Source organism: Pseudomonas sp. NFACC02, from assembly GCF_900110765.1.
GTDB lineage: Bacteria > Pseudomonadota > Gammaproteobacteria > Pseudomonadales > Pseudomonadaceae > Aquipseudomonas.
This window is the reverse complement of record NZ_FOEO01000001.1, coordinates 94,503-112,673: the sequence shown is the minus strand read 5'-3', so window position 1 is coordinate 112,673 and position 18,171 is coordinate 94,503. Positions and strand designations below refer to the sequence as shown.

The 18,171-nt window shown below is 57.3% G+C and carries 31 protein-coding genes; 22 read left to right on the top strand and 9 right to left on the bottom strand.

Features of this window, described 5'->3' with window-relative positions:
• Positions 1-4 precede the first annotated feature (4 nt).
• The 9 genes from BMY73_RS00655 to BMY73_RS00605 form a co-directional block, all read right to left on the bottom strand.
• Positions 5-1,162 (bottom strand): hypothetical protein, encoded by a 1,158-nt coding sequence (locus BMY73_RS00655; protein ID WP_092404281.1) that lies wholly within the window; start codon positions 1,160-1,162, stop codon positions 5-7.
• 55 nt (positions 1,163-1,217) lie between these two features.
• Complete coding sequence (locus tag BMY73_RS00650) at positions 1,218-1,412, bottom strand: hypothetical protein (RefSeq protein ID WP_092404279.1); 195 nt, start codon at positions 1,410-1,412, stop codon at positions 1,218-1,220.
• 694 nt (positions 1,413-2,106) lie between these two features.
• On the bottom strand, positions 2,107-2,379 hold the full coding sequence (locus BMY73_RS00635; RefSeq protein WP_092404273.1) for a hypothetical protein: 273 nt from the start codon (positions 2,377-2,379) through the stop codon (positions 2,107-2,109).
• Positions 2,376-2,603: a hypothetical protein gene (locus BMY73_RS00630; protein ID WP_092404271.1), complete on the bottom strand. Its 228-nt coding sequence runs from the start codon at positions 2,601-2,603 to the stop codon at positions 2,376-2,378. The genes BMY73_RS00635 and BMY73_RS00630 overlap by 4 nt, the downstream gene beginning before the upstream one ends.
• A gap of 109 nt (positions 2,604-2,712) precedes the next feature.
• Entirely contained in the window at positions 2,713-2,937 is a 225-nt protein-coding gene (locus BMY73_RS00625) for a hypothetical protein (RefSeq protein ID WP_092404269.1), read from the bottom strand.
• 119 nt (positions 2,938-3,056) lie between these two features.
• Entirely contained in the window at positions 3,057-3,251 is a 195-nt protein-coding gene (locus tag BMY73_RS00620; protein ID WP_092404267.1) for a hypothetical protein, read from the bottom strand.
• 270 nt (positions 3,252-3,521) lie between these two features.
• Complete coding sequence (locus tag BMY73_RS00615) at positions 3,522-3,719, bottom strand: hypothetical protein (protein ID WP_092404265.1); 198 nt, start codon at positions 3,717-3,719, stop codon at positions 3,522-3,524.
• Positions 3,720-3,862: 143 nt separating this feature from the next.
• Positions 3,863-4,387: a hypothetical protein gene (locus BMY73_RS00610; protein ID WP_139214051.1), complete on the bottom strand. Its 525-nt coding sequence runs from the start codon at positions 4,385-4,387 to the stop codon at positions 3,863-3,865.
• A gap of 267 nt (positions 4,388-4,654) precedes the next feature.
• Complete coding sequence (locus tag BMY73_RS00605) at positions 4,655-5,383, bottom strand: XRE family transcriptional regulator (RefSeq protein WP_256570758.1); 729 nt, start codon at positions 5,381-5,383, stop codon at positions 4,655-4,657.
• An 87-nt stretch (positions 5,384-5,470) separates the two neighbouring features.
• On the opposite strand from BMY73_RS00605, the gene BMY73_RS00600 reads away from it, so the two are divergent.
• The 22 genes from BMY73_RS00600 to BMY73_RS00490 all read left to right on the top strand — a co-directional run bounded on the left by BMY73_RS00600 (position 5,471) and on the right by BMY73_RS00490 (position 18,167).
• Positions 5,471-5,680: a transcriptional regulator gene (locus tag BMY73_RS00600; RefSeq protein ID WP_092404259.1), complete on the top strand. Its 210-nt coding sequence runs from the start codon at positions 5,471-5,473 to the stop codon at positions 5,678-5,680.
• Positions 5,681-5,712: 32 nt separating this feature from the next.
• Positions 5,713-5,907 carry a hypothetical protein gene (locus BMY73_RS00595; protein WP_092404257.1) on the top strand — a complete coding sequence of 65 codons (195 nt, stop codon included), beginning with the start codon at positions 5,713-5,715 and terminating at the stop codon, positions 5,905-5,907.
• A gap of 38 nt (positions 5,908-5,945) precedes the next feature.
• Positions 5,946-6,140 (top strand): hypothetical protein, encoded by a 195-nt coding sequence (locus BMY73_RS00590; protein ID WP_092404255.1) that lies wholly within the window; start codon positions 5,946-5,948, stop codon positions 6,138-6,140.
• A gap of 74 nt (positions 6,141-6,214) precedes the next feature.
• Positions 6,215-6,445, top strand: coding sequence for a hypothetical protein (locus BMY73_RS00585; protein WP_092404253.1), 231 nt, complete (start codon positions 6,215-6,217; stop codon positions 6,443-6,445).
• Positions 6,446-6,448: 3 nt separating this feature from the next.
• Entirely contained in the window at positions 6,449-7,291 is an 843-nt protein-coding gene (locus BMY73_RS28455; protein ID WP_256570757.1) for a YdaU family protein, read from the top strand.
• Positions 7,278-8,075: an ATP-binding protein gene (locus BMY73_RS00575; protein WP_139214049.1), complete on the top strand. Its 798-nt coding sequence runs from the start codon at positions 7,278-7,280 to the stop codon at positions 8,073-8,075. Before BMY73_RS28455 ends, BMY73_RS00575 begins: the two co-directional genes overlap by 14 nt.
• Entirely contained in the window at positions 8,072-9,430 is a 1,359-nt protein-coding gene (locus BMY73_RS00570) for a replicative DNA helicase (RefSeq protein WP_092404247.1), read from the top strand. The genes BMY73_RS00575 and BMY73_RS00570 overlap by 4 nt, the downstream gene beginning before the upstream one ends.
• Positions 9,430-9,618 (top strand): hypothetical protein, encoded by a 189-nt coding sequence (locus BMY73_RS00565; protein WP_092404245.1) that lies wholly within the window; start codon positions 9,430-9,432, stop codon positions 9,616-9,618. The genes BMY73_RS00570 and BMY73_RS00565 overlap by 1 nt, the downstream gene beginning before the upstream one ends.
• Positions 9,615-9,938 carry a hypothetical protein gene (locus tag BMY73_RS00560; RefSeq protein ID WP_092404243.1) on the top strand — a complete coding sequence of 108 codons (324 nt, stop codon included), beginning with the start codon at positions 9,615-9,617 and terminating at the stop codon, positions 9,936-9,938. The genes BMY73_RS00565 and BMY73_RS00560 overlap by 4 nt, the downstream gene beginning before the upstream one ends.
• A gap of 109 nt (positions 9,939-10,047) precedes the next feature.
• Positions 10,048-10,296, top strand: a complete 249-nt coding sequence (locus tag BMY73_RS00555; RefSeq protein WP_092404242.1) for a hypothetical protein — start codon at positions 10,048-10,050, stop codon at positions 10,294-10,296.
• Positions 10,293-10,487, top strand: coding sequence for a hypothetical protein (locus BMY73_RS00550; protein ID WP_092404241.1), 195 nt, complete (start codon positions 10,293-10,295; stop codon positions 10,485-10,487). The genes BMY73_RS00555 and BMY73_RS00550 overlap by 4 nt, the downstream gene beginning before the upstream one ends.
• Positions 10,488-10,501: 14 nt before the next feature.
• Positions 10,502-11,026 carry a hypothetical protein gene (locus tag BMY73_RS00545; RefSeq protein ID WP_139214047.1) on the top strand — a complete coding sequence of 175 codons (525 nt, stop codon included), beginning with the start codon at positions 10,502-10,504 and terminating at the stop codon, positions 11,024-11,026.
• Positions 11,023-11,232, top strand: coding sequence for a hypothetical protein (locus tag BMY73_RS00540; RefSeq protein WP_092404238.1), 210 nt, complete (start codon positions 11,023-11,025; stop codon positions 11,230-11,232). The genes BMY73_RS00545 and BMY73_RS00540 overlap by 4 nt, the downstream gene beginning before the upstream one ends.
• Complete coding sequence (locus BMY73_RS00535) at positions 11,225-11,683, top strand: recombination protein NinB (protein ID WP_092404235.1); 459 nt, start codon at positions 11,225-11,227, stop codon at positions 11,681-11,683. The genes BMY73_RS00540 and BMY73_RS00535 overlap by 8 nt, the downstream gene beginning before the upstream one ends.
• Before the next feature lie 91 nt (positions 11,684-11,774).
• Positions 11,775-12,374, top strand: a complete 600-nt coding sequence (locus BMY73_RS00530) for a recombination protein NinG (RefSeq protein WP_371914931.1) — start codon at positions 11,775-11,777, stop codon at positions 12,372-12,374.
• A complete protein-coding gene (locus tag BMY73_RS00525) occupies positions 12,371-13,057 on the top strand; it encodes a hypothetical protein (protein ID WP_092404233.1) in 687 nt (228 codons plus the stop codon). The genes BMY73_RS00530 and BMY73_RS00525 overlap by 4 nt, the downstream gene beginning before the upstream one ends.
• A 257-nt stretch (positions 13,058-13,314) precedes the next feature.
• Entirely contained in the window at positions 13,315-13,623 is a 309-nt protein-coding gene (locus BMY73_RS00515) for a hypothetical protein (RefSeq protein ID WP_092404229.1), read from the top strand.
• Between the two features lie 502 nt (positions 13,624-14,125).
• A complete protein-coding gene (locus tag BMY73_RS28220) occupies positions 14,126-14,293 on the top strand; it encodes a hypothetical protein (protein WP_175500106.1) in 168 nt (55 codons plus the stop codon).
• Entirely contained in the window at positions 14,290-15,696 is a 1,407-nt protein-coding gene (locus tag BMY73_RS00505) for a DUF1073 domain-containing protein (RefSeq protein WP_092404225.1), read from the top strand. The genes BMY73_RS28220 and BMY73_RS00505 overlap by 4 nt, the downstream gene beginning before the upstream one ends.
• The gene (locus BMY73_RS00500; RefSeq protein ID WP_256570756.1) at positions 15,587-16,558 is read left to right on the top strand and encodes a phage head morphogenesis protein; all 972 of its coding nucleotides are present in this window, start codon (positions 15,587-15,589) and stop codon (positions 16,556-16,558) included. Before BMY73_RS00505 ends, BMY73_RS00500 begins: the two co-directional genes overlap by 110 nt.
• On the top strand, positions 16,558-17,658 hold the full coding sequence (locus BMY73_RS00495; RefSeq protein ID WP_175500105.1) for a DUF2213 domain-containing protein: 1,101 nt from the start codon (positions 16,558-16,560) through the stop codon (positions 17,656-17,658). The genes BMY73_RS00500 and BMY73_RS00495 overlap by 1 nt, the downstream gene beginning before the upstream one ends.
• A complete protein-coding gene (locus BMY73_RS00490) occupies positions 17,658-18,167 on the top strand; it encodes a structural cement protein Gp24 (protein WP_092404221.1) in 510 nt (169 codons plus the stop codon). The genes BMY73_RS00495 and BMY73_RS00490 overlap by 1 nt, the downstream gene beginning before the upstream one ends.
• The last annotated feature ends 4 nt before the right edge of the window (positions 18,168-18,171 follow it).

Here is an 18,171-nt window from a genome sequence, read left to right as displayed (position 1 = left end):
GACCTCAGTATTGAATGGAAATGGCAGGGATTTTGCGCTGAGCGATCAGGGTGACCGCCTGCTTCGCGCACTCCTCGGTCATGCCGCCAGCGACAAATGCTTCCAGCGCGGCACGGTTGATCGACTTCTTGTGTTCGAGGTCGGCTTCTCGTGCCTGCGCCTGCTGGAGTTCGAAGGCCACGGCGGCCGCTTGACGATCCAGTTCTTCTTGGCGAGCGCGCTCAACCGCTTCCGCCTGGCGTTTCTCGGCGGCGATTCGGTCTTGCTCGGCCTGCTGAATGGCGGCGAGACGGTTCGCTTCAGCCTGGGCGGCGATGCGTTCTGCCTGTTCAGCGGCAAGCTTCAGTTGCAGAGCCTGATGCGCGGCGGCGGCTTCGGCATCACGGGCAGCTTGTTCGGCTGCGCGCTGTTGGGCAGCGGCTTGATCCTTCAGATCCTGCTCACGCTTTGCGGCAGCCGCCAATTCTGCAGCTGCACGTTCATCAGCTTCGCGCCTGGCTCTCTCAGCTGCCTCGCGGGCAATGGCAGCGTCACGCTCTTGCTGCTCGCGGATGGCCTTCTCAGCGTTGAACTTGGCGATCTCAGCCAGCTCCGCTTCGTGCTTCTTCCGATCAGCCAGGAGCGCCCTAAGCGTGGCGAGCGCCCGGTCCTTAACCTGCGCAGCCTCGGGCAAGAACTCTTCCCAGCTATCGCCCAGCTCGACCAGTTCCAGATCGGCAATGACATTGGCGACGTGAGCTGCGGTAGGCGTTTCGGCGAACACTGCAAGGTCTTTCATCCGTTGGATGGCGTCATTGTGCGCATCCACCCGGGCGTCCTCAGCCTTCTCCCAGTCTGTAAGCGGCTGGCGGGTGGCATCACGCAGCGCGTCCATGGCGTTCACGAACTCGCGAAGCTCGGTCTCAACAACCTTCGGCATTTCCTTTAGGCGCTTCAGGTAGTCCCGCCCCGGCTTTTCCACTGCAGCTTTCGACTTGCTCACCTTGGCGGCCAGGCTTGCGATGCGCTCGCGGCCCTTGCGAGTTTTCAGGTCCGGTACTTCGCCGGTGACCTCAGCCTTCACCGCCTCGAGGAACTGGTTAAGGCCGCCGGCCACGTAAATCACCGGCGCGTTCTCGGCGCTGATGTCGTCGATCGTGATGACTTGTTGAGTTGCAGACACGGTAGCTCCTTGCGCCATGCCGTTACCGGGGCGCTGCGATTGAATGGGGTAGGGGTTACTGCGGTTCAGCGAATGGATCGAAGCCCAGGCACTCGATGCAGATGGCCGGGCCCTCACCTATTGGTGAAGGGCACAGCAGTTCGTAGTCGACGTTCTTGCCGCACTCCATGCAGGTGTTCTCATCGATATATTGATCTGCCAAGCGCTCGGCGCGGCTTCGCGATATTTCGGTTGGGTCAGGAATTATCATAATGTCACCTGGTCAGCGAGTGCGCTCAGCAGCATCAGTGCCGTGCAGAACAGGAGGGTGGCGAAGCTCCCGCGCCAGTAAGCAGCGCGTCTTGCCTGTAGGCGGGTCATGGCTTATTTTCATCCAACGACAAAAGACGTTCGCCGAGCAGTTGAAGCGCTCTTACCTGCTCGCGGCCGCACCCAACCTCGAGCGCAGTCTCTTTGACTGTCAGCCCTGCACTACGCAGCTTTGCAACGCGTTTTGCCCGCTGCTTACGCTGGATGTCGTATCGCTCTTGACTACGGGTCATCCTCTCACTCTCACAGCAATCCGCCGCCCCTTCTTGATCATCGACAACTGTCTGCGAAGGTCACAGACACGAGTATCACGAGGCAGGCCGATCAATTCGTTGAATGGAATGCCGTAGCCTATGATTGGCATGGCGATGGGTTGGGTGTTTGCCATTGGTTGAGTGGTCATGACTTACTGCCCCACTGATTAACCTTTATTCCGTGAGCCCAAAGAGCCTCAGTTACGCCTTCCCGGTAATGCGGGAATAGGTGGGGTAGGTCGACTCGGATTGCTGATCGCGATGCTAGCCATGCAGACCAGGCGTCATGCGTGCGCGGGTCTTCGTAAAATCCATTTACCTGCGCATTGCTCCAGCCGCGATCAGCTGCCCAGATTTCGAACTGTATTCTGCTGCTATCCATCATAATCCTCCTTGCTTGGCCGCTATCTTGGCCTCACGTTCTTGTCGTAGGCGCTCACCTTGGATAGCGAGAACCGCCTCCATCTGCCCCATGGCGATACGCAGGCGACCGGGCAGCTCAGCGAGACGCTTTGCCTCGGAAGCCCTGCGGAGCTCTTGGAGTGGATCAGGACCGTAGTTGAACCAGTTGTCTTCGGCGCCACCGAGCGATGATCCAGACATTCGTTCATCGAGCAATCGTGCCTGCGCACTGTCTGCGTAACTGGTGCTCATGACGCCATACTCAATCGAGCCATGTCGCGGTCGAAGATCGTCCGGCTGGCTGCCATGATCTGGCGGTGGTAGTGGGAAAACTCTTCTGGAGACAGAACATCTCCCTCCATCAACCCCATGATGTAGCCTCTGGCTTCGGCCAGATCCTTTTCAGCGATGAGGCGACCCGGTTGGAGGGAGTCGTAGATGAGACGGTCAATCTTGGATCTTTGGTGGTCGTTCATGATCGCCTCCTGGGCGCTTATCAACCGCATGGATCAGATGCCCGCGCAGGTGACCAAGCCCGTGCCGTGAAGCACGCGGGCACCTGTCTAATGCAGTCGTGTATGGTGTTTATGTGGAACGGGCGGCTAGCACGGCATCGGCCATTCGGTAGGCCTTTTGAGCCCACTTCCGATATGAATCGGCCGTCTCTCTTTGTCCAACGTAGTCATCTGGCGGCTCAAGGACGGTAATGGCCTTGGCTGCCAAGTAATCGCGAAGGGTCATGCCTCCTTCTGGAGCCCATTGCTCGAAGCCTGATTGCGGGAAAGCTGCGCCTCCGTTTTTCTGGATCATTTCAATCTCCTTGCTGATTAACCAAACACACGGAACTGCCCACGCAAGAACGCGAACGGCCAAATAGGCAGCGGAGAATGGGCAGTGCGGTGTGCTCGGGAGGGGAAGGGGTGACGCGCTTACATCAAATGGATAGCCAGCATCCCGCGATCCATGATCGACAGTTCGCCGGTGCTGTTCATGATTTCTCGTAAGGCTTTTACGCCTCCGGCGATGCCGGTGACTGCGGCCACCACCTGTAACTGACCGCTTTTATCTGCGCGGCGCAGTGCTGCGCGAATCCGATCGTCTTGCTTTGGATCAAGTACGCTCATCGCAATCTCCTATTGCTCGCTCACTGGGAGGCAGTGGCTACCTGTTGAATGGGGTGATGCAGAAGGCGGGCGCTGAACTCCCGCTTGCCAAGATTCCCAACGTTGAGGACTCAAAACCTCATCCGTACCTGGCTGGCGTCACATGCGCATCAGCCTGCGCTTGTTGCTTCATCTGCATCCCGAAGCTGACCGCCGCATGAGAGGAACGGCCACTAAGTCGCAACCTTCTCGATCAGCTTCGGGATGGGCACTCTTGCGAATGCCAATGACTTATTCGATGACGTGATCGGCGTGACGGGCATAGCGCTCCAGTTCATCCTCGGCGATCACCCCCTCACACTCGCCGGTTTCGAACGAGTAAGCGCTGATAGGGGTGTCGTTTGCAGCCAGAAGACCCGCCTGCTCTTCGTTATCTGCCGTCACGATTACTTGGCATACCGCAGTCAGGTAGAAGCTGTATCTGGGCATTCCGCATTCCTCTTGTTGATTTGGTGAGACTCAAAACCACACCGCCATCAGCCCCAACGCAAGGGCGTGCAGCGCAATGATTACTGTCAGCAGCCCCCATGCTTGGGGTGGTGATGGGATGGGTATCATGGGTGGCTCCGGGGTTAGCGTTTGGCTCGCGCCTTGATTTCTTGTTTTGCTTTCTGGTGCGCTTCCCAGTCGGCAAGTGCCTGGGCGATTTCTGCAGGTGTCATGTAGTTCTCCTTGGGCTGATCGATCAGTCGTTGATGTGGATGCTTGACCTCGTGCAGAACTGCGCCGGCGAACTTGCGCTGATTCATATGAGCGCTCAGAGTCATTGCCCGTTGCTGCTTGATATGGCCCATCATTGCGATCTGCGCGGTGTCGGCCGCTTCCTGAGTCAGCGCCTGTATTGCCGCCTCCTCGCTGCCGTACCACTTTGCGAGGAGCTTTGCGCAGGACGCTGCGGCCTCGTTCACAACTTCTTCGCTGACGCCGAATGTTTCGCTGATTGCTGTGTTCATCGGTGTTTCCTCCGGTTTCCCGTCTGGCCCTGTTACCAAGGCCAGCCAGTGAAATCTGTTTTTCAAATCAGGCCCCGGTCGCTCACCCGGTATCACGCTTCCACCCTCGTTGCGGCTTGCGTGTCGCTTGAATGACAGCTTCATGGCCGTCACACCTGTTTGCAGCATTGCCCTGTTGGGTTGCTGGCCTGCTATGCCTGCAGGCTCGGCGGTCTATCAGGTTTAAAGAGCGCGGCCTTTTCAGGCCCTGCCACTTCGTTCTCTGTGGCGTTGAGGTAAATATAAGCGTGCTTATCCAAGCCGTCAATAAGATTGCTTATATTTTTTTAGGGGGACGAAAAAAAGCCCACTCAAGGCGGGCTTTTGCGGCTAAAGAACTATTGCGCAGATTTCAGATTTGTTACAGGGCGGTCACTTGCGGCGCGGGGAGCGCCTTACCGTAGACCACCAAAACACCCGACCCAGCATACGAACGTCCTCAGCGAACTGCTCGGCGGTCATGAACTCGTCGGGAAATTCTTCCGAGTTCTCGCTGCGTATCCTGACGCTGCCACCTGGCAGCCTATGCAGGTACTTCACCCTCAGCATCCCCAGCTGGTTAAAGGCATAGATTTCACCATCAATGATCGAGGTGTCATCCAGATCGAAGCCAATAGCTGCACCGTCAAGTATAAGGCGCTCCATGCTTCGTCCTTTGATCCTTGCGCACGCTGCGCTGCTAGCCTCTACACCCGCTGCCTTCAATGTTGCCCCGCTGAATCGTAGCTTCCTATCGGCAATTTCAACGACTTCAGACATACCTTGTCCACCAGCGAATTCGACTTCCGCAAAATACGGTATTTCATACTCGTCATCATCTAGGGACTCACCTTCTTCCCAGGTGGCAATGTCACCTAAAAGCTCCGCGTTGGCTTCGATGTGCGAAAGTCGACCTTTCATCTCACCAATACCGTCAGACAGCCATATAGCACTAACTGAGCAGGCATGTGCGATTTTTGCAATGTGTGCGCTCTGAAGGTTTTTCCCAGTCTCAAGCTGTGAGATTACAGGCTGTTCAACACCCACAATCTCGGCGAGCTTCTTCTGGGTGAGCCGGGCGCTCTGGCGCGCCATTTTGATTCGTTTGGCAAGAGTATTCATTCGCACAACGTTATAAGCCCTCTTATCTTGTTGCAAATAAGCCTGCGCATCACTAGGATATAAGCAGGCTTATCAGGAGGGCTCTCGATGACCCCCATCGAACGACTTGTCGACTACTTCGGCAGCCAGGCAAAAACAGCAGCAGCGCTCGGCGTATCTCAGGCGTCGGTCTCTTTTTGGGCCAACGGCATCACTCGCATGAGCGCTGACAAAGCATTTCTCGCCGAAGAACTGACTGGCGGGTCGATCACTGCCCGAGAGCTTTGCATGACCCCCGGCCAATCTACTGCCGCCTAACCACCTTCAACCGCCACAGAGGAGTAATACCGATGCCAGAAGAACCACGCTTAAACGAAAAACACGTCAACCAGATCAAGGTTTTGCTGGATGACGAATTTGAAGGCCTTTTGATCTACGCCGCAAAAATCCACGGCACCAAAAAAGGCGTTCTCGCACGCGAAGTTTTGAAGTCCTGGCTGCTTGATCTTGTTGGCAAGTCTATCCGCGATGACCGTGCGGCCTGAAGCAAAACAGTAAGGACCCAATAGGGACCGGAGGCCGTATGCCAGACGAGAAAGGCATGGAGCTTAGCGAGTTGCTTGATCCGGAAGAGGTGAAGTTGTTGGAGGCGGAGGCGGCAAGGCGGGGGATGACCCCGATTGAGCTGGCGAAGCTTGGAATCCAGCAAGAGCTTACGAGAAGGACAAGGCCGAGAGCCATGACAGGGACGATACAAGCGTTCCGCAGGAACACCTGAACTGCCGAATTACAGACATGAAAAAGCCACCGGGCAAGGGTGGCTAATTCGATACAGCAAGTGATGGAGAGATCATGACAGACAGAGCGATTTTCATCAATACCCCAAGCCACCAACCGCTGATTCAGCCTGTGGCAGGCCCATGGCCCGTATACGCAACGTTCAAGACCCTCCCTGAGCAAGACCGCTGGTACATGTACGAGACGGCCAAGGCGCACCGTCGCCTGCTTGAGGCGAGAGGCTTTGAAATGTCCGAGAGCTACGACGAGTTCATCAAACGTGTCACCGATGAGCTGGAGATCTGATCCATGAATTTCTTCCCGTTCCATCCTGGCGATTACATGCTGCGCACAGCTCACCTTGATCCTATTGAGGACCTGGCCTATCGCCGCCTGATCGACCTGTACTACGTCAATGAAGCGCCTCTCACTGGCACCCCTGAGGAGCTTGCTCGGGTCATTCGCCTTCGTTCAAACGCGGCTGAGGTTTCTGCCGTACTGCGCGAGTTCTTTATTGAGGAAGACGGTACCTGGAACCACGGCCATTGTGACGACGTTATTGAGCAATACCGCGCCAAAGCCAAGCAGGCTGCGGAGAACGGTAAAAATGGTGGCCGTCCAAAGAAAACCAAGCAAGAACCCAAAGCTAACCCAGAAGAAACCCAGCCGGTTATTTCTGATAACCCAGAAGAAACCGGATCGAAAGCTAACCAAGAACCAATAACCAATAACCAAATAGATCAAGATCAAGAGATTTGCGCCGCTACCGCAGCGCCAGCTCCTGCCGAGAATCTCCAGAAGATCATCGTCCCTGATCAACCCAAGTCCAGCCGAGGCACCAGACTTCCTGCTGACTGGACACTTCCTCAGGAATGGCGCGACTGGGCCGCTGCAAACCGTTCGGACATCAGCGTAGATCTGGAGGCCGACAAATTCCGTGATCACTGGCATGCAGCCACCGGCACCAAGGCCACCAAAGCTGACTGGTTGGCCACCTGGCGCAACTGGGTGCGCAACGCCAACACCTCTCGCAACGTCCACGCTTTCCCGGCGAAGTCCAGGTACACCAATCTTCCGCAAGTGAACGCCGACGAAATTCGCGCCAAGACCGAAGAAAACAAGCGTCTGGGGGTTCGTCGTGCAAATTTCTAAGTTCGGCGCGCAGCCGCGAGTGAAAAGTCGCGTGGACGACTGTGAAGTTCACGGTCCGTTTGATCGCAAGCTTGTCGAGGCCTTCGATGGCGAGAACCGCGTATTTGGTTGCCCAAACTGCCTGTGGGAGTCAGTCAACACGGCGCCTACCGATTCTGAAGATCACGTCAAAGCGGTGGAGTTGAAGCGCTGGGAATCGCTCAATGACCAGCTGTTTGCCACTGGTGTCGCGCAGCGCTTCCGCCGTTGCTCACTTGAAAACTACATCGCGACCGAGGCAGGTCAAATTCAGGCGTTGAAAACCTGCCGAGCGTATGTCGACCAGTTCGAAGAGTGCATGGACGCCGGCCGCTGCCTGCTCATGCTTGGCAATTTCGGAAATGGCAAAACGCATCTGGGCTGCTCGATTCTGAAAGCGGTCGTTACTCGATACGGTTACAGGGCTTTGTATGCCCCAGCTCCGGACATCATTGCTGCGCTCAAGGCCAGCTTTGCAAAGGGCTCGACTGATACCGAGCAGGCGATTCTTGACGACCTGTGTGCTGTAGACCTCCTGCTGATCGACGAACTAGGTGCGCAGAGCGGGACTGAGTTTGAACGCCATTCTCTGCACACGATCATCGACAAGCGCTACCGCGCCATGCTGCCGACGATCATCACCTCAAACCTGCCGTCGTCGGAGCTGGCTGACTACATCGGTGACCGCGCGCTGGACCGCCTTCGCGAAAATGGTGGGGAAGCCATCGCTTTCACCTGGGCGTCTCACCGTGGGGGTGAGGCATGAGCCGGGATCTGTTCAACATCGAGGCAGAGCATGGGCTTCTGGGTGCAGTCTTGCTCGACAATTCGTTGTTCGACGACATCGCCTCAAAGGTGGCTGTTGCAGATTTTTACGACGAGGACAACGCCGTTCTGTTCCAGGCCATGATCGCCTGCCAAGCCTCCGGCGATCCAATCGACGCGGTCACCGTCAGCCTGTACCAGCAAGAGCTTCCGTATTCGGGAAGCACGCTGGCATTCGCAGCCAACATTGCTCGAAACGTTCCAAGCGCTGCCAACTGGAAGTCGTACGCCCGCGTAGTCAGTGAGCGCGCCGTCCTACGTCGCCTTGTCGATGCTGCGGCTTCGGTCACAGATATGGCCAGTGAAGATGCGCCGCTTGCCGACGTAATCGCCCGAGCGCAACAAGCTATGGCCGATCTTCGCAACCTCGACGATGGCGATGAGGACTACAAGCGACTGGACCAGATCATCGACAAGAACCTCGAGGTCATGGACGACAAAGTAAGTCACCGGTTTCTGGCTGGCGTACAGACCGGGCTTACAGACCTGGACAAGATGATCAAGTGCCTGAAGCCAAAGACTGTCACGGTCATTGGCGGTCTGCCGGGTAGCGGGAAAACAACCCTCGGCATGCAGATCTGCCAGCACAACGCCCTCAATGGCTACGGTACCGCGCTGGTATTCAGCCTGGAAATGCCAGAGGAAGAGCTTGGTAACCGCATGTTGGCGTCAGTCGGCGGTATCGATTTCGGGCGCATCGACATCGGCACCACCATGGAAGACGAAGACTGGGCCAAGTTGACCGGTGCAGTCTCCAAGATCAAAGGGAAGCCGCTATTCGTCTCCGACAAATCTGGGCTGACCCTTTCCCGAATCCGAAGCATTGCCCGCATGGTTCAGAAAAAACACGGGCTCGGGATATTGGCGATCGACTACATCGGCCTCATCAAGTCGGAAGAGAAGTCGCAGAACCGCACCGCTGAGCTTTCGAAGATTTCCACCGGAATCGTCAACCTGGCCAAAGAGTTGAACGTCCCCATTGTGCTGCTCGCCCAGCTCAACCGCGAATCCACCAAACGCCCTGGCAAGAAGCCTCTGGCGAGCGACCTCAAGGATTGCGGCCAGATCGAGGCTGACGCCCACATGATCCTGATCGTTCACCGAGACGCCGACACCGAAGAGGGCCAGAACGGCGTGACCGAAATAATCATGCCCAAATGTCGTCACGCAAAGGTCGACAGCTGCCTCGTCCAGCAACAAGGTAAATACCTACGGTTCGTCAACTTCGCCGGCGCGCGCGAGATCAGCCAGGAAGAAGTCGAGATGGGCCGCAACTTCGGAAGGGAGCGTTTCTGATGATCGTCACCAAACATAAACACCTGCTGAAAGGCACAGCCGATTTCGGCCACCTGGTAGCTAAGTGCGGGAAGACGGTATCGAGCCGTGCCATCACCGAGCACGAGGAATGGGCGACCTGTTCGAACTGCCTGCGCCAGGCGGCCAAGTCAGAAAGCAACGTTCGCGTGATCAGGGGGTGTGTATGAACAGTCGCAACCAATTCGAAGCCCGCTTCCCAGTACCCGAAGGCGTTGCCTGGAACCCTGAAACCTCGCGCTACGTTCTGGTCCACCTGAAGCGCGCGACTGTATCCATCTATGAGGCGCACGTTGAGCGCTGGGCGGTGTGGCAGGCGGCCTGCGATGCCATGCAAAAGGAACTGCATCCGTTTCGGCCAGCACAGGATCTGCCAACTATCGGGCACACCGGCTGTGTGATCTGCGGTCAGTTTACCGATCATGGGGGTCTCCAGTGCCCAAAACTTCGCGCTTACTCCTTTTGCGAAACTCGGGAGGTCCACCAATGACCAACCGAATCTGGATAACCCTAGCCCTGATCACCCTGTTACTCGGACTGGGTGCCTTGCCAAAGGTTGAGCGTGCTGTTGCGCCTGTAAGTCGTGGGGAACTTTTCAAATGAATATCGAGAAGATGCGGGCCGCATGGTCTGCCGTGAAAAAAAACGCAAAACGCGAACTGGGCATTCTGCTCGTTATGGTCATCTTCGGATTGGTCGCAGCAGTTATAGCTGTGACGATCATTCTGGGGAGTGCCTTCTTGCCCGACTGGGCTGTGTGCTCTCTAGTCGCCGCTGGGGTCATATGGATGGTTTTTGGCGAGACCATCGCTGCCGGCGTCCGTGCCTATCGCGGGGTGAAGCCATGACCGACTACATCAACCTTCAATCTCGCTGCCAGCGCGGCGAATCCACCCTGGCTGGTGCCAACAATCTTCTGGCTGAGTGTCACGCAGCGCTGGGCAAGTTGCTCGCGGAGGTTGAAAGCCTGCGCAAGGAATGCTCCCGGTTGGCAGCAGACAATCAGGCTTTGCTGGAAAACCCCGAGGACGCGCTATGACCGACATCAAAGCTTTGAAGGCGCTGATCGAATCAATCAAAGGGTTTGACGCTCAGGAAGAAGTGGATGCTGACCTGTACGAGCAGACGTTTCTTCAGTTTGAAGCCGCTACAAATCCTGACGCAGTTCTGGAGCTGATCGCGGATATTGAGCGCCACAAGGAAAATGTCCACCGCGCCGGACTGAAATTCCTTGAGGTTTGTACCCAGCGCGACCAGCTCAAAGCCATCAACACCGACCTGCACGCAACCCTGCAAGCTGCCAAGGGGGAGATTGAGCGCCTGCGCCTGGATAACCAGAGCAAAGACGGTTCGCTCAAAGCGCTAGGCAAAAACCTCAAGGACAGAGAGCGTCAGTTGAGGAAGCTTGGCGGTGTTGTTGAGGAGAACAAGGCGCTGCGTGAGTTGACGACCGAGCTTTACCGCTCAGTTGAATGCAGCAACGTTCATCACTGCAAGGCTGAGCAACATGGCGACGATGAGCCATGCAAGGTGTTGGCGCGCATCGAGGCCACCATGAGCAAAGGAGAGCAGTCATGACCGACAACCTTGCTAGACCGAGCGAAGGCATGATCATCCGAAACAAGCGCAGCGGGACCATGTATCAGATTGCGGTAGTTGAGTCTGATCGGGTTTACATAAAGCCCTATTGGCCGGGTCGCAATGCTCGGTCAACTTGGAAAACTCTGACCCGCCTCTGGTGCGACTGCTATCGCGTAGACGATACGGCGGTGACTCATGGCTGAGAAGATCCGCATCAACTCGCTTGCCGACCTGTCGAGCATCAACGCCGCGATCCGCCAGAAGGGTTTCCCCTGCAATGTGACGATCACTGGCGCCACCCGAAGCCTTCCGCAAAACGCACTTTTCCATAAGTGGTGTGAATGCGCTGCCCAGTTCTTCGTGAGCATGGGCAAGACCACGTTCGCCACTGGCGCCCCGATGAACATGGAAAACATGAAGCGCAACCTGAAACTGACTTTCCTCGGTGAAGAGGTGGTGCGCGACATCAACCTCAAGACCGGCGAAGTCACCGAGCGTTACGAACTGCGCCACACCAGCAACCTGGACAAGGGTGAGATGCATTCCTTCATGACCTGCATCGACGCATGGGCGCAAGAGCACGGCATCTACCTGCCGCATCCGGAAGACAGTGAATACATGAAGATGAGAATCGTCTTCGGGGAGGCAGCATGATCACTCTCAAGACCCTAATCCGGTCCCTGCTGACCATCCTCGAAGCTGGCTACCACTCCAACCCCATGTCTGTTCAGGTAGGGGGTGGGATGTGACAGCCATCGCCAAATGCCCACCCAAGCGCAAATCCAAGGTCTGCGCCAACCCTGCCTGTGGGAGTGAGTTCGTACCCGCTCGCCTCGGGCAGAAGGTATGCAGCCCTCGTTGTGGAATCGCCATCGCTCCCGTGAACGAGGTCAAGGTACGCAAGGCACTCGCTGACATAGGCCGCAAGGAGCTGAGAGCGGCCAAGGAGCGCGTCAAGACGAAAGGGCAGTGGATGCGTGAGGCTCAGACGGAATTCAACGCTTGGATTCGCCTCAGGGACGCCGCGCTGGGCTGCGTGAGCTGTGACAAGCCGGCAACTTGGCAGGGCCAATGGCACGCGTCGCATTTTCGCAGCGTTGGCTCATCGCCGGAGCACCGATTTAACCCCCTCAACGTGCATAAGGCTTGTTCGGTCTGCAACAACCATCTCAGTGGAAACATCCTCGGGTTCACTCCTGAGCTGATCCGTCGCATAGGCGCTGAAGCGGTCGAGGCCCTATTAGGCCCAAGCGAACCCAAGCGCTACACCATCGAAGACCTGAAAGCCATCAAGGCCAAGTACCGGGCACTGACCAGAGAATTGAAACGAGGAGACGCAGCATGATCTATTCCAGCGTATCAGGAGCAGTAGTCGCTGCGTTGGCGGCGGGCGAGAAGGGGGCTTCGAAAGGACAGGCATGGCAGAAGCTCTACAATTCGAACGAAGAGGACACTGGATGTCTCGCCTCCCTCGGCGGACATTCGGGCGGGCTGGACCGCACCCAGGTCGACTATTGGCTATCGGCGCGCCTTCATCACATGCTCATCCCTCGCCATTGGAATGCGCTGGGCGCTAAGTACAGCACCAATCGTGCACGCAAGCTGCAGGCCATCACAGGCATCATTCCGCTGATTGCCAGTCCTGCGCCTGAGCTGTTTGTGCACAAAGCCGTCACGGCCTGGGCGATTCCAAAGCTCAAGGGCGAGCGCCGCAAAGGTCCAGCGTCCGTTTCTGTCGAGATCCCCCTCGACACTCCGCCTAGTCGTCGCGAGGCAATCGTCAATGCAGCATTGGCGGCAGGCCGATCTGCACGCGCCAAAGCAGAAGCCCAGCAAACAGACCTGATCATCCTCCCTGACAGCTTCTACGACATGAACACCTGGGATCTGGACGGCACACCAGAGTCGACGCGTTACCGGTGGCGTGACGGGATCAAAGAGAAATTGAATGGGATGATCAACGATGCTTTGGCAGAGGTCAGGAAGATCCTCGAGGAGGAAGGACTGCTAATTCAAAATGCTGCGTGATTGCCTATTGACATCTGTGAGAGAGTGAGAGAAATTATCTCCATCCTGTCATTCCTGCGTGTGTAGCGGATAGACATCGAAAGCCCGGCCACTGCGTCGGGCTTTTTCGTATTCGGCTCACCCACACCCATTGCTCCGAGCTGGGAGTGCTGGTGATGCCGACTTGATTGAAGTGGCCTAATCAGGCCCTCAGTTTCCATCGCTGTCCCTCCAGCGCCTTGGCCGCCACCAGTCGGCCCTTTTACTCCGGAAAGCCCATGACTGACGTATCCCGCATCGCCGACAGCACGGTGTTTAAAATCGTCGTGCCTGTCCTGCAGACCGTTTTGTCTGCTGCCGCGATCGGTGCGTTCGTGTATGTCGTGGGTTCGTTGTCCACGCTTCAGGCCTCGCTGAACGCATACCAGACCAGCCAGGCGCTACTGACCCAGCGAGTTGACTCCCTTGAGCGCTCCCGCGACGCCGGTGACAAATTCATCGACACGCTGCGCAGCTCTGACCAGCGTCAAGACTTCCGCCTCGATGCGCTCACCGAGATGGCAAAGTCTTGGGGAAGACCAAAGTGAGGTGCGCACTGGTTGTAGTGCTGGCGCTTGCCGGTTGCGCGCCGAGAGAAGTGATTCATGACCCACGGCCAGCACAGCACACGACGGTATACCGCTACACCTCGGCGCCGGCGATATGTCCAAAGCCAGAGAATGCCAGCGAAGCCGAACTACGCCGCGTGACGAAGAGCCGTGACGACTGGAAGCGCTACGCCGAAAGCCTCGAAAAACTACTACCCGCGGACGCAACCAATGGCACTCATCCCTGAATGGCGGAAAGCCTGGCGATTAACCAGTGTGCAACTGGCAGTCGCTGGTGCTGTGCTCAATGCGGCAGCAGCGGGGTGGTCAGTGTTCCAGGGAGCGGTTGATCCTCTTGTGTTCGCTGTCGTGAACATGGGGCTCAGTATTGCAGTCGCGGTATCCAGGGTCGTCCAGCAATCGAAGCTGCATGAGCCACCGACTAACGAATAACTCTCGCTACGAATTCAGATGCGTCCATATCGTGGCGCGAGGTAGGCAAATGGCCAGGATCACTATGACCCTTACCGTCAGCTACTCATGGTGGGTGATGCCATACCTCAGCGCCGTAGACCTGTTCAGTCAATTCACAGGACTTGAGCCTGACTATGACCGGGTAGTTGCCACCGCTTTGCGTGGTTTGAAGATCAAGGCGGTTGATGAGCTATGACCACTACAAAACCGCGAATTCCTGTGACTTCTGGCGGGGTCATTACAACCGACAGTCTCTCGAACATGGTGGCCAACATCGGCACCAACAGGGACAAGCGTTCGCACAGTCAATTCGGCTTCGAGTTTGTCACCCCGTATGAACTGGAAGCGGCGTATCAGTCGAACTGGCTGGCCCGCCGGATCGTGGACAAGCCCAACGAGGATGCGCTGAGAGAATGGCGCGCCTTCAGTGGGAAGCAGGCCAAGCAGATCGCCAATGAAGAGCGCCGTCTGGGTGTTCAGCAAGCCTACCTCGATACTTGCTGCTGGGCTGACCTGTACGGTGGAGCAGCTATCCTTATGATCACCGGTCAGGACCTGAGCCAACCGCTCAACCTGGACAAGATCAAAAAGGGTGGGCTGAAGAACCTGGTCGTGTTCGACCGCTGGGATATCCAGCCGATGTACTTCAACTTCTCGGATCCGCTTGCGCCGAACTGGATGCTCCCCGAGTTCTACATGATGGTGAACGGGCAGCAGAGAATTCACTACTCCCATGTCATCCGGCGCACGGGTACTCGCCTGCCGCGCCGCATGCGCCAGTTCGAACAGGGCTGGGGTGATAGTCGTCTGCGTCGTTGTATGTCTGACCTGCGCGATGTGGTGGCGACTAAGGGCGGAATTGCCTCGCTGGTGCTTGAGGCAAACGTCGACACCGTTAGTGTTGATGGGTTGAAGGCTGCTCTGGCGAGCCCACAAAAAGATCAGGTCACTGAGCGTTACCGCCTCTTTGGGATGATGAAGTCCATCGTCAATCTAGCGTTGCTGGATAAGCAAAGCGAAACGTACGAGCGCAAGAGCATCGCCTTCTCTGGCCTGAGCCAGATCATGGAACAATTCATGGTGTGGACGGCAGGCGCTGCCGAGATGCCGGTGACCGAGCTTTGGGGTCAATCAGCCTCGGGCTTGAGCGCCAACGGCGAAGGCGACCTGAAGACCTACCACGGCACGATCAAGGGCAAGCAGGACGGCCAGATGCGCCTGGACCTCGAGTTACTTGACCAGGTGCTGATCCGCTCGGCGCTTGGCACCTACCCGGACGACATCGAGTTCGAATGGAATCCGCTGGCTCAGACCTCTGGTGTAGAGCAGGCACAGGAAGACCTGGCCGAGGCTCAGGCCGACTCGCTGTATCTGGAAAACGGGGTGATCAAGCCCAGCCATGCGATGCGCAAGGCTCAGGCCAAGGGCACCTACGCCATCACCGACGAACAGATCGCAGCGCAAGAGAAGCTGGAGAAGGATCAGGCCGATGGCAATTTCGACGACGGCGAAGGCCTCCCGGGCTTCTCCCTTGGCAAAGCTGACAGCGCAGAATCGGGCGCTGATGGAAAAACGGCCAAAGAAACCCCGAGCCCCTAAACCGGTCCTTCCGAGCAAGGGTGCGGAGCAGTTCTATCGTGGACAGCTTCGTGCCTTGGTCAGGCTGATGGCTGGATTGCTGGTTGAGGTACTTGAGCCTGAACTGAAGCGACTAAAGCCCGACTACATCGCTGATAGTCGCATGACACTCGATGGCAGTTGGACTGAAGAGATCCTGAAGGCGATCCGCAGCGTGTCACAGCGGTTCGTCACGCCCCTGTTTGAAGCGCAGATACAGCGAGTGGCTGCGAGCACGATCAGCCGCGCCGAAGCCGACAACGCTGAGGACTTCCGCGACTCAATAAATCGTGCTGTCGGTATCGATTTCGAGCTGATCACACGGCCCAAGGGCATGCAGGACTACCTTGAGGCGTCCACCGCTGAAAACGTGAACCTGATTAAGTCCATACCTGCTGACTACTTCCGCAAGGTCGAGACGATTGTGCTGGGCGGGATGAAGGGCGGGCTTGCACCTACCGCCATCGCCAAGCAGATCCAGGCAGAAACAGGTGTCACAGCGAGACGCGCCAAACTCATAGCGCGCGATCAGGTGTCTCAACTCAACTCGGATCTTACCCGCCAGAGGCAGGTGGCCGCAGGGCTTGAGTTCTACAAGTCAGTGGACGCCGGCGATCAGCGTGTGTCCGGCAACCCAGCGGGCAAGTATCCGAACGCAAAGATCAGCTGCTACGGCATCGCGCGCAAGGATATCGGCCACGGCCCGGGCGTCTACACCCTCGCCGACGGCGCTGAATGGGGCGGCAAGACAGGCCTTCACCCAGGCAAGCACCACCCACTCTGCCGTTGTGTCGCCATCGCCATGATCCCCGGCGTGAATTACTTTCCCGACAAGGGCAAATGATGAAACGAATGACCATCGACGAGACGTTCGCGCCTACGTCTCGCACTCTTACGCCTGAAGGTTTCCTCTGTGTGAAGGGTATCGCCGCGCGCACTGGGGTTTATCAGTACCTGTCGAGCGAGCTGGAGCTTGATGGGCCTGAGCGCATCGTCAACGTGTACCGCTCCCCTGAAGAGGTCTTCGATCCTGTATCGATGGCCACCTACCTCGACAAGGACGTGACCAACGATCACCCGTCAGACTTGGTTGACTCCAAGACATTCAAAGAAGTCTCGGTGGGTCATGTGCGCGGCGTCGAGCGCGACGGCGACAACCTCGTCACCGACAAGGTCATCAAGGATCAGTCAGCTATCGATGACATCGAGTCGGGTAAGGCTGAACTCTCCCCCGGCTACACGGCTGAATACATTCTCGCTCCCGGGATCGCTCCAGACGGCACGCCGTATGAGTACGAGCAGCGGGACATCAAGATCAACCACATCGCGGTTGTACAAGCAGCACGGGCCGGAAAGGTCGCCCGTATTTTTGACCACAAACCGAAAGGTAACCCCACTATGGCGACCCGGAAGCTCTTTCTGGACTCCAAGAAAACCCGCTCCGTCGTGCTTGACGAAGAACATGCCGTGATCGTGGAAGACGCTATCACCAGCCTGATTCGTTTCGCCGACGAAGAAACCGCCCGTGCCGATAAGGCCGAAGCCACCAAGGACGCAGCCGAAGAAGAACTGGAGGAAGCGAAAAAGGCCACCTCTGACGCTGCCATTGGCCTGCGTGTCAGAGCCACCCTCGACACCATTGCCCTGGCCTCGAAAGTCGTGAAGTCCTTCGACGCCAAAGGCCTGGTCTCCCCTCTGGAAATCAAGCGCGCCGCCATGGCGCAGCTGAAGCCGACCCGCGACTGGGCGAACAAGTCCGAGGCCTACGTTACCGCCGCATTCGATGCTGCCGCTGATGAAGCGGACGAGAAGGATGACGAAGACGATGACGGCACCAAAACCAACGACAGCCTGCGCCAGTTCGCGAAGGACGCCACCAAGGCACCGAAGCTGACCACCGATGGCTCCGACGCCTATTCCAAGTTCCTGCGAGGTGATAAGTAATGGCCACCGCAATTGATACATTTGGCCAGTACGCTGGCAAGGCCTACGAAGGTCAGATCAACGATCTGTCCATGGCCGATGTCACCACCGGCGTGGCAGATGTTGTCATCCCCTTCGGTCGCGCCGTTGTATCCGGCTCAGCCGCCAAGCGTGACGCTCTGCCTGGCGCAGGCGCTGGCTTCTTCCTGGGCATCTCGGTGACCAAAACCGTCGGCGTCAGCTCCAGCTACGTTACCGGTCAAGGTCAGGGCAGCGTAAACCTCCCTGGCTCCTATCGCGTTGGTGAAGAAACCAGCCGCGTCAGTCATGGCCGCGTATGGGTCAAGACGCTGGGCGGTGCAACCGTAGGCCAGCAGGTTTATGCCCTGCCAACCACTGGCGAACTGACCAACGCCGCTACCGCTGGCAACCACCTGCTTCCAGGCTGCACCTTCCTGACCGCTGCTGCGGCCGGTGAGTTGGCACTGATGCAAGTCAAGGCCATCAACCCAACCACCATTGCCGCTTAAGGAG

What these genes read in the sequence shown, in the direction of transcription:
- BMY73_RS00540 (WP_092404238.1), top strand. Translation starts at nt 11,023, where the DNA reads ATGACCGACAACCTTGCTAGACCGAGCGAAGGCATGATCATCCGAAAC.
- BMY73_RS00570 (WP_092404247.1), top strand. Translation starts at nt 8,072, where the DNA reads ATGAGCCGGGATCTGTTCAACATCGAGGCAGAGCATGGGCTTCTGGGT.
- BMY73_RS00565 (WP_092404245.1), top strand. Translation starts at nt 9,430, where the DNA reads ATGATCGTCACCAAACATAAACACCTGCTGAAAGGCACAGCCGATTTC.
- BMY73_RS00635 (WP_092404273.1), bottom strand. Translation starts at nt 2,379, where the DNA reads ATGAGCACCAGTTACGCAGACAGTGCGCAGGCACGATTGCTCGATGAA.
- BMY73_RS00490 (WP_092404221.1), top strand. Translation starts at nt 17,658, where the DNA reads ATGGCCACCGCAATTGATACATTTGGCCAGTACGCTGGCAAGGCCTAC.
- BMY73_RS00610 (WP_139214051.1), bottom strand. Translation starts at nt 4,387, where the DNA reads ATGAAGCTGTCATTCAAGCGACACGCAAGCCGCAACGAGGGTGGAAGC.
- BMY73_RS00555 (WP_092404242.1), top strand. Translation starts at nt 10,048, where the DNA reads ATGAATATCGAGAAGATGCGGGCCGCATGGTCTGCCGTGAAAAAAAAC.
- BMY73_RS00585 (WP_092404253.1), top strand. Translation starts at nt 6,215, where the DNA reads ATGACAGACAGAGCGATTTTCATCAATACCCCAAGCCACCAACCGCTG.
- BMY73_RS00620 (WP_092404267.1), bottom strand. Translation starts at nt 3,251, where the DNA reads ATGAGCGTACTTGATCCAAAGCAAGACGATCGGATTCGCGCAGCACTG.
- BMY73_RS00615 (WP_092404265.1), bottom strand. Translation starts at nt 3,719, where the DNA reads ATGCCCAGATACAGCTTCTACCTGACTGCGGTATGCCAAGTAATCGTG.
- BMY73_RS00625 (WP_092404269.1), bottom strand. Translation starts at nt 2,937, where the DNA reads ATGATCCAGAAAAACGGAGGCGCAGCTTTCCCGCAATCAGGCTTCGAG.
- BMY73_RS28455 (WP_256570757.1), top strand. Translation starts at nt 6,449, where the DNA reads ATGAATTTCTTCCCGTTCCATCCTGGCGATTACATGCTGCGCACAGCT.
- BMY73_RS00505 (WP_092404225.1), top strand. Translation starts at nt 14,290, where the DNA reads ATGACCACTACAAAACCGCGAATTCCTGTGACTTCTGGCGGGGTCATT.
- BMY73_RS00650 (WP_092404279.1), bottom strand. Translation starts at nt 1,412, where the DNA reads ATGATAATTCCTGACCCAACCGAAATATCGCGAAGCCGCGCCGAGCGC.
- BMY73_RS00500 (WP_256570756.1), top strand. Translation starts at nt 15,587, where the DNA reads ATGGCAATTTCGACGACGGCGAAGGCCTCCCGGGCTTCTCCCTTGGCA.
- BMY73_RS00495 (WP_175500105.1), top strand. Translation starts at nt 16,558, where the DNA reads ATGAAACGAATGACCATCGACGAGACGTTCGCGCCTACGTCTCGCACT.
- BMY73_RS00590 (WP_092404255.1), top strand. Translation starts at nt 5,946, where the DNA reads ATGCCAGACGAGAAAGGCATGGAGCTTAGCGAGTTGCTTGATCCGGAA.
- BMY73_RS00595 (WP_092404257.1), top strand. Translation starts at nt 5,713, where the DNA reads ATGCCAGAAGAACCACGCTTAAACGAAAAACACGTCAACCAGATCAAG.
- BMY73_RS00550 (WP_092404241.1), top strand. Translation starts at nt 10,293, where the DNA reads ATGACCGACTACATCAACCTTCAATCTCGCTGCCAGCGCGGCGAATCC.
- BMY73_RS00515 (WP_092404229.1), top strand. Translation starts at nt 13,315, where the DNA reads ATGACTGACGTATCCCGCATCGCCGACAGCACGGTGTTTAAAATCGTC.
- BMY73_RS00630 (WP_092404271.1), bottom strand. Translation starts at nt 2,603, where the DNA reads ATGAACGACCACCAAAGATCCAAGATTGACCGTCTCATCTACGACTCC.
- BMY73_RS00535 (WP_092404235.1), top strand. Translation starts at nt 11,225, where the DNA reads ATGGCTGAGAAGATCCGCATCAACTCGCTTGCCGACCTGTCGAGCATC.
- BMY73_RS00600 (WP_092404259.1), top strand. Translation starts at nt 5,471, where the DNA reads ATGACCCCCATCGAACGACTTGTCGACTACTTCGGCAGCCAGGCAAAA.
- BMY73_RS28220 (WP_175500106.1), top strand. Translation starts at nt 14,126, where the DNA reads ATGGCCAGGATCACTATGACCCTTACCGTCAGCTACTCATGGTGGGTG.
- BMY73_RS00605 (WP_256570758.1), bottom strand. Translation starts at nt 5,383, where the DNA reads ATGAATACTCTTGCCAAACGAATCAAAATGGCGCGCCAGAGCGCCCGG.
- BMY73_RS00525 (WP_092404233.1), top strand. Translation starts at nt 12,371, where the DNA reads ATGATCTATTCCAGCGTATCAGGAGCAGTAGTCGCTGCGTTGGCGGCG.
- BMY73_RS00560 (WP_092404243.1), top strand. Translation starts at nt 9,615, where the DNA reads ATGAACAGTCGCAACCAATTCGAAGCCCGCTTCCCAGTACCCGAAGGC.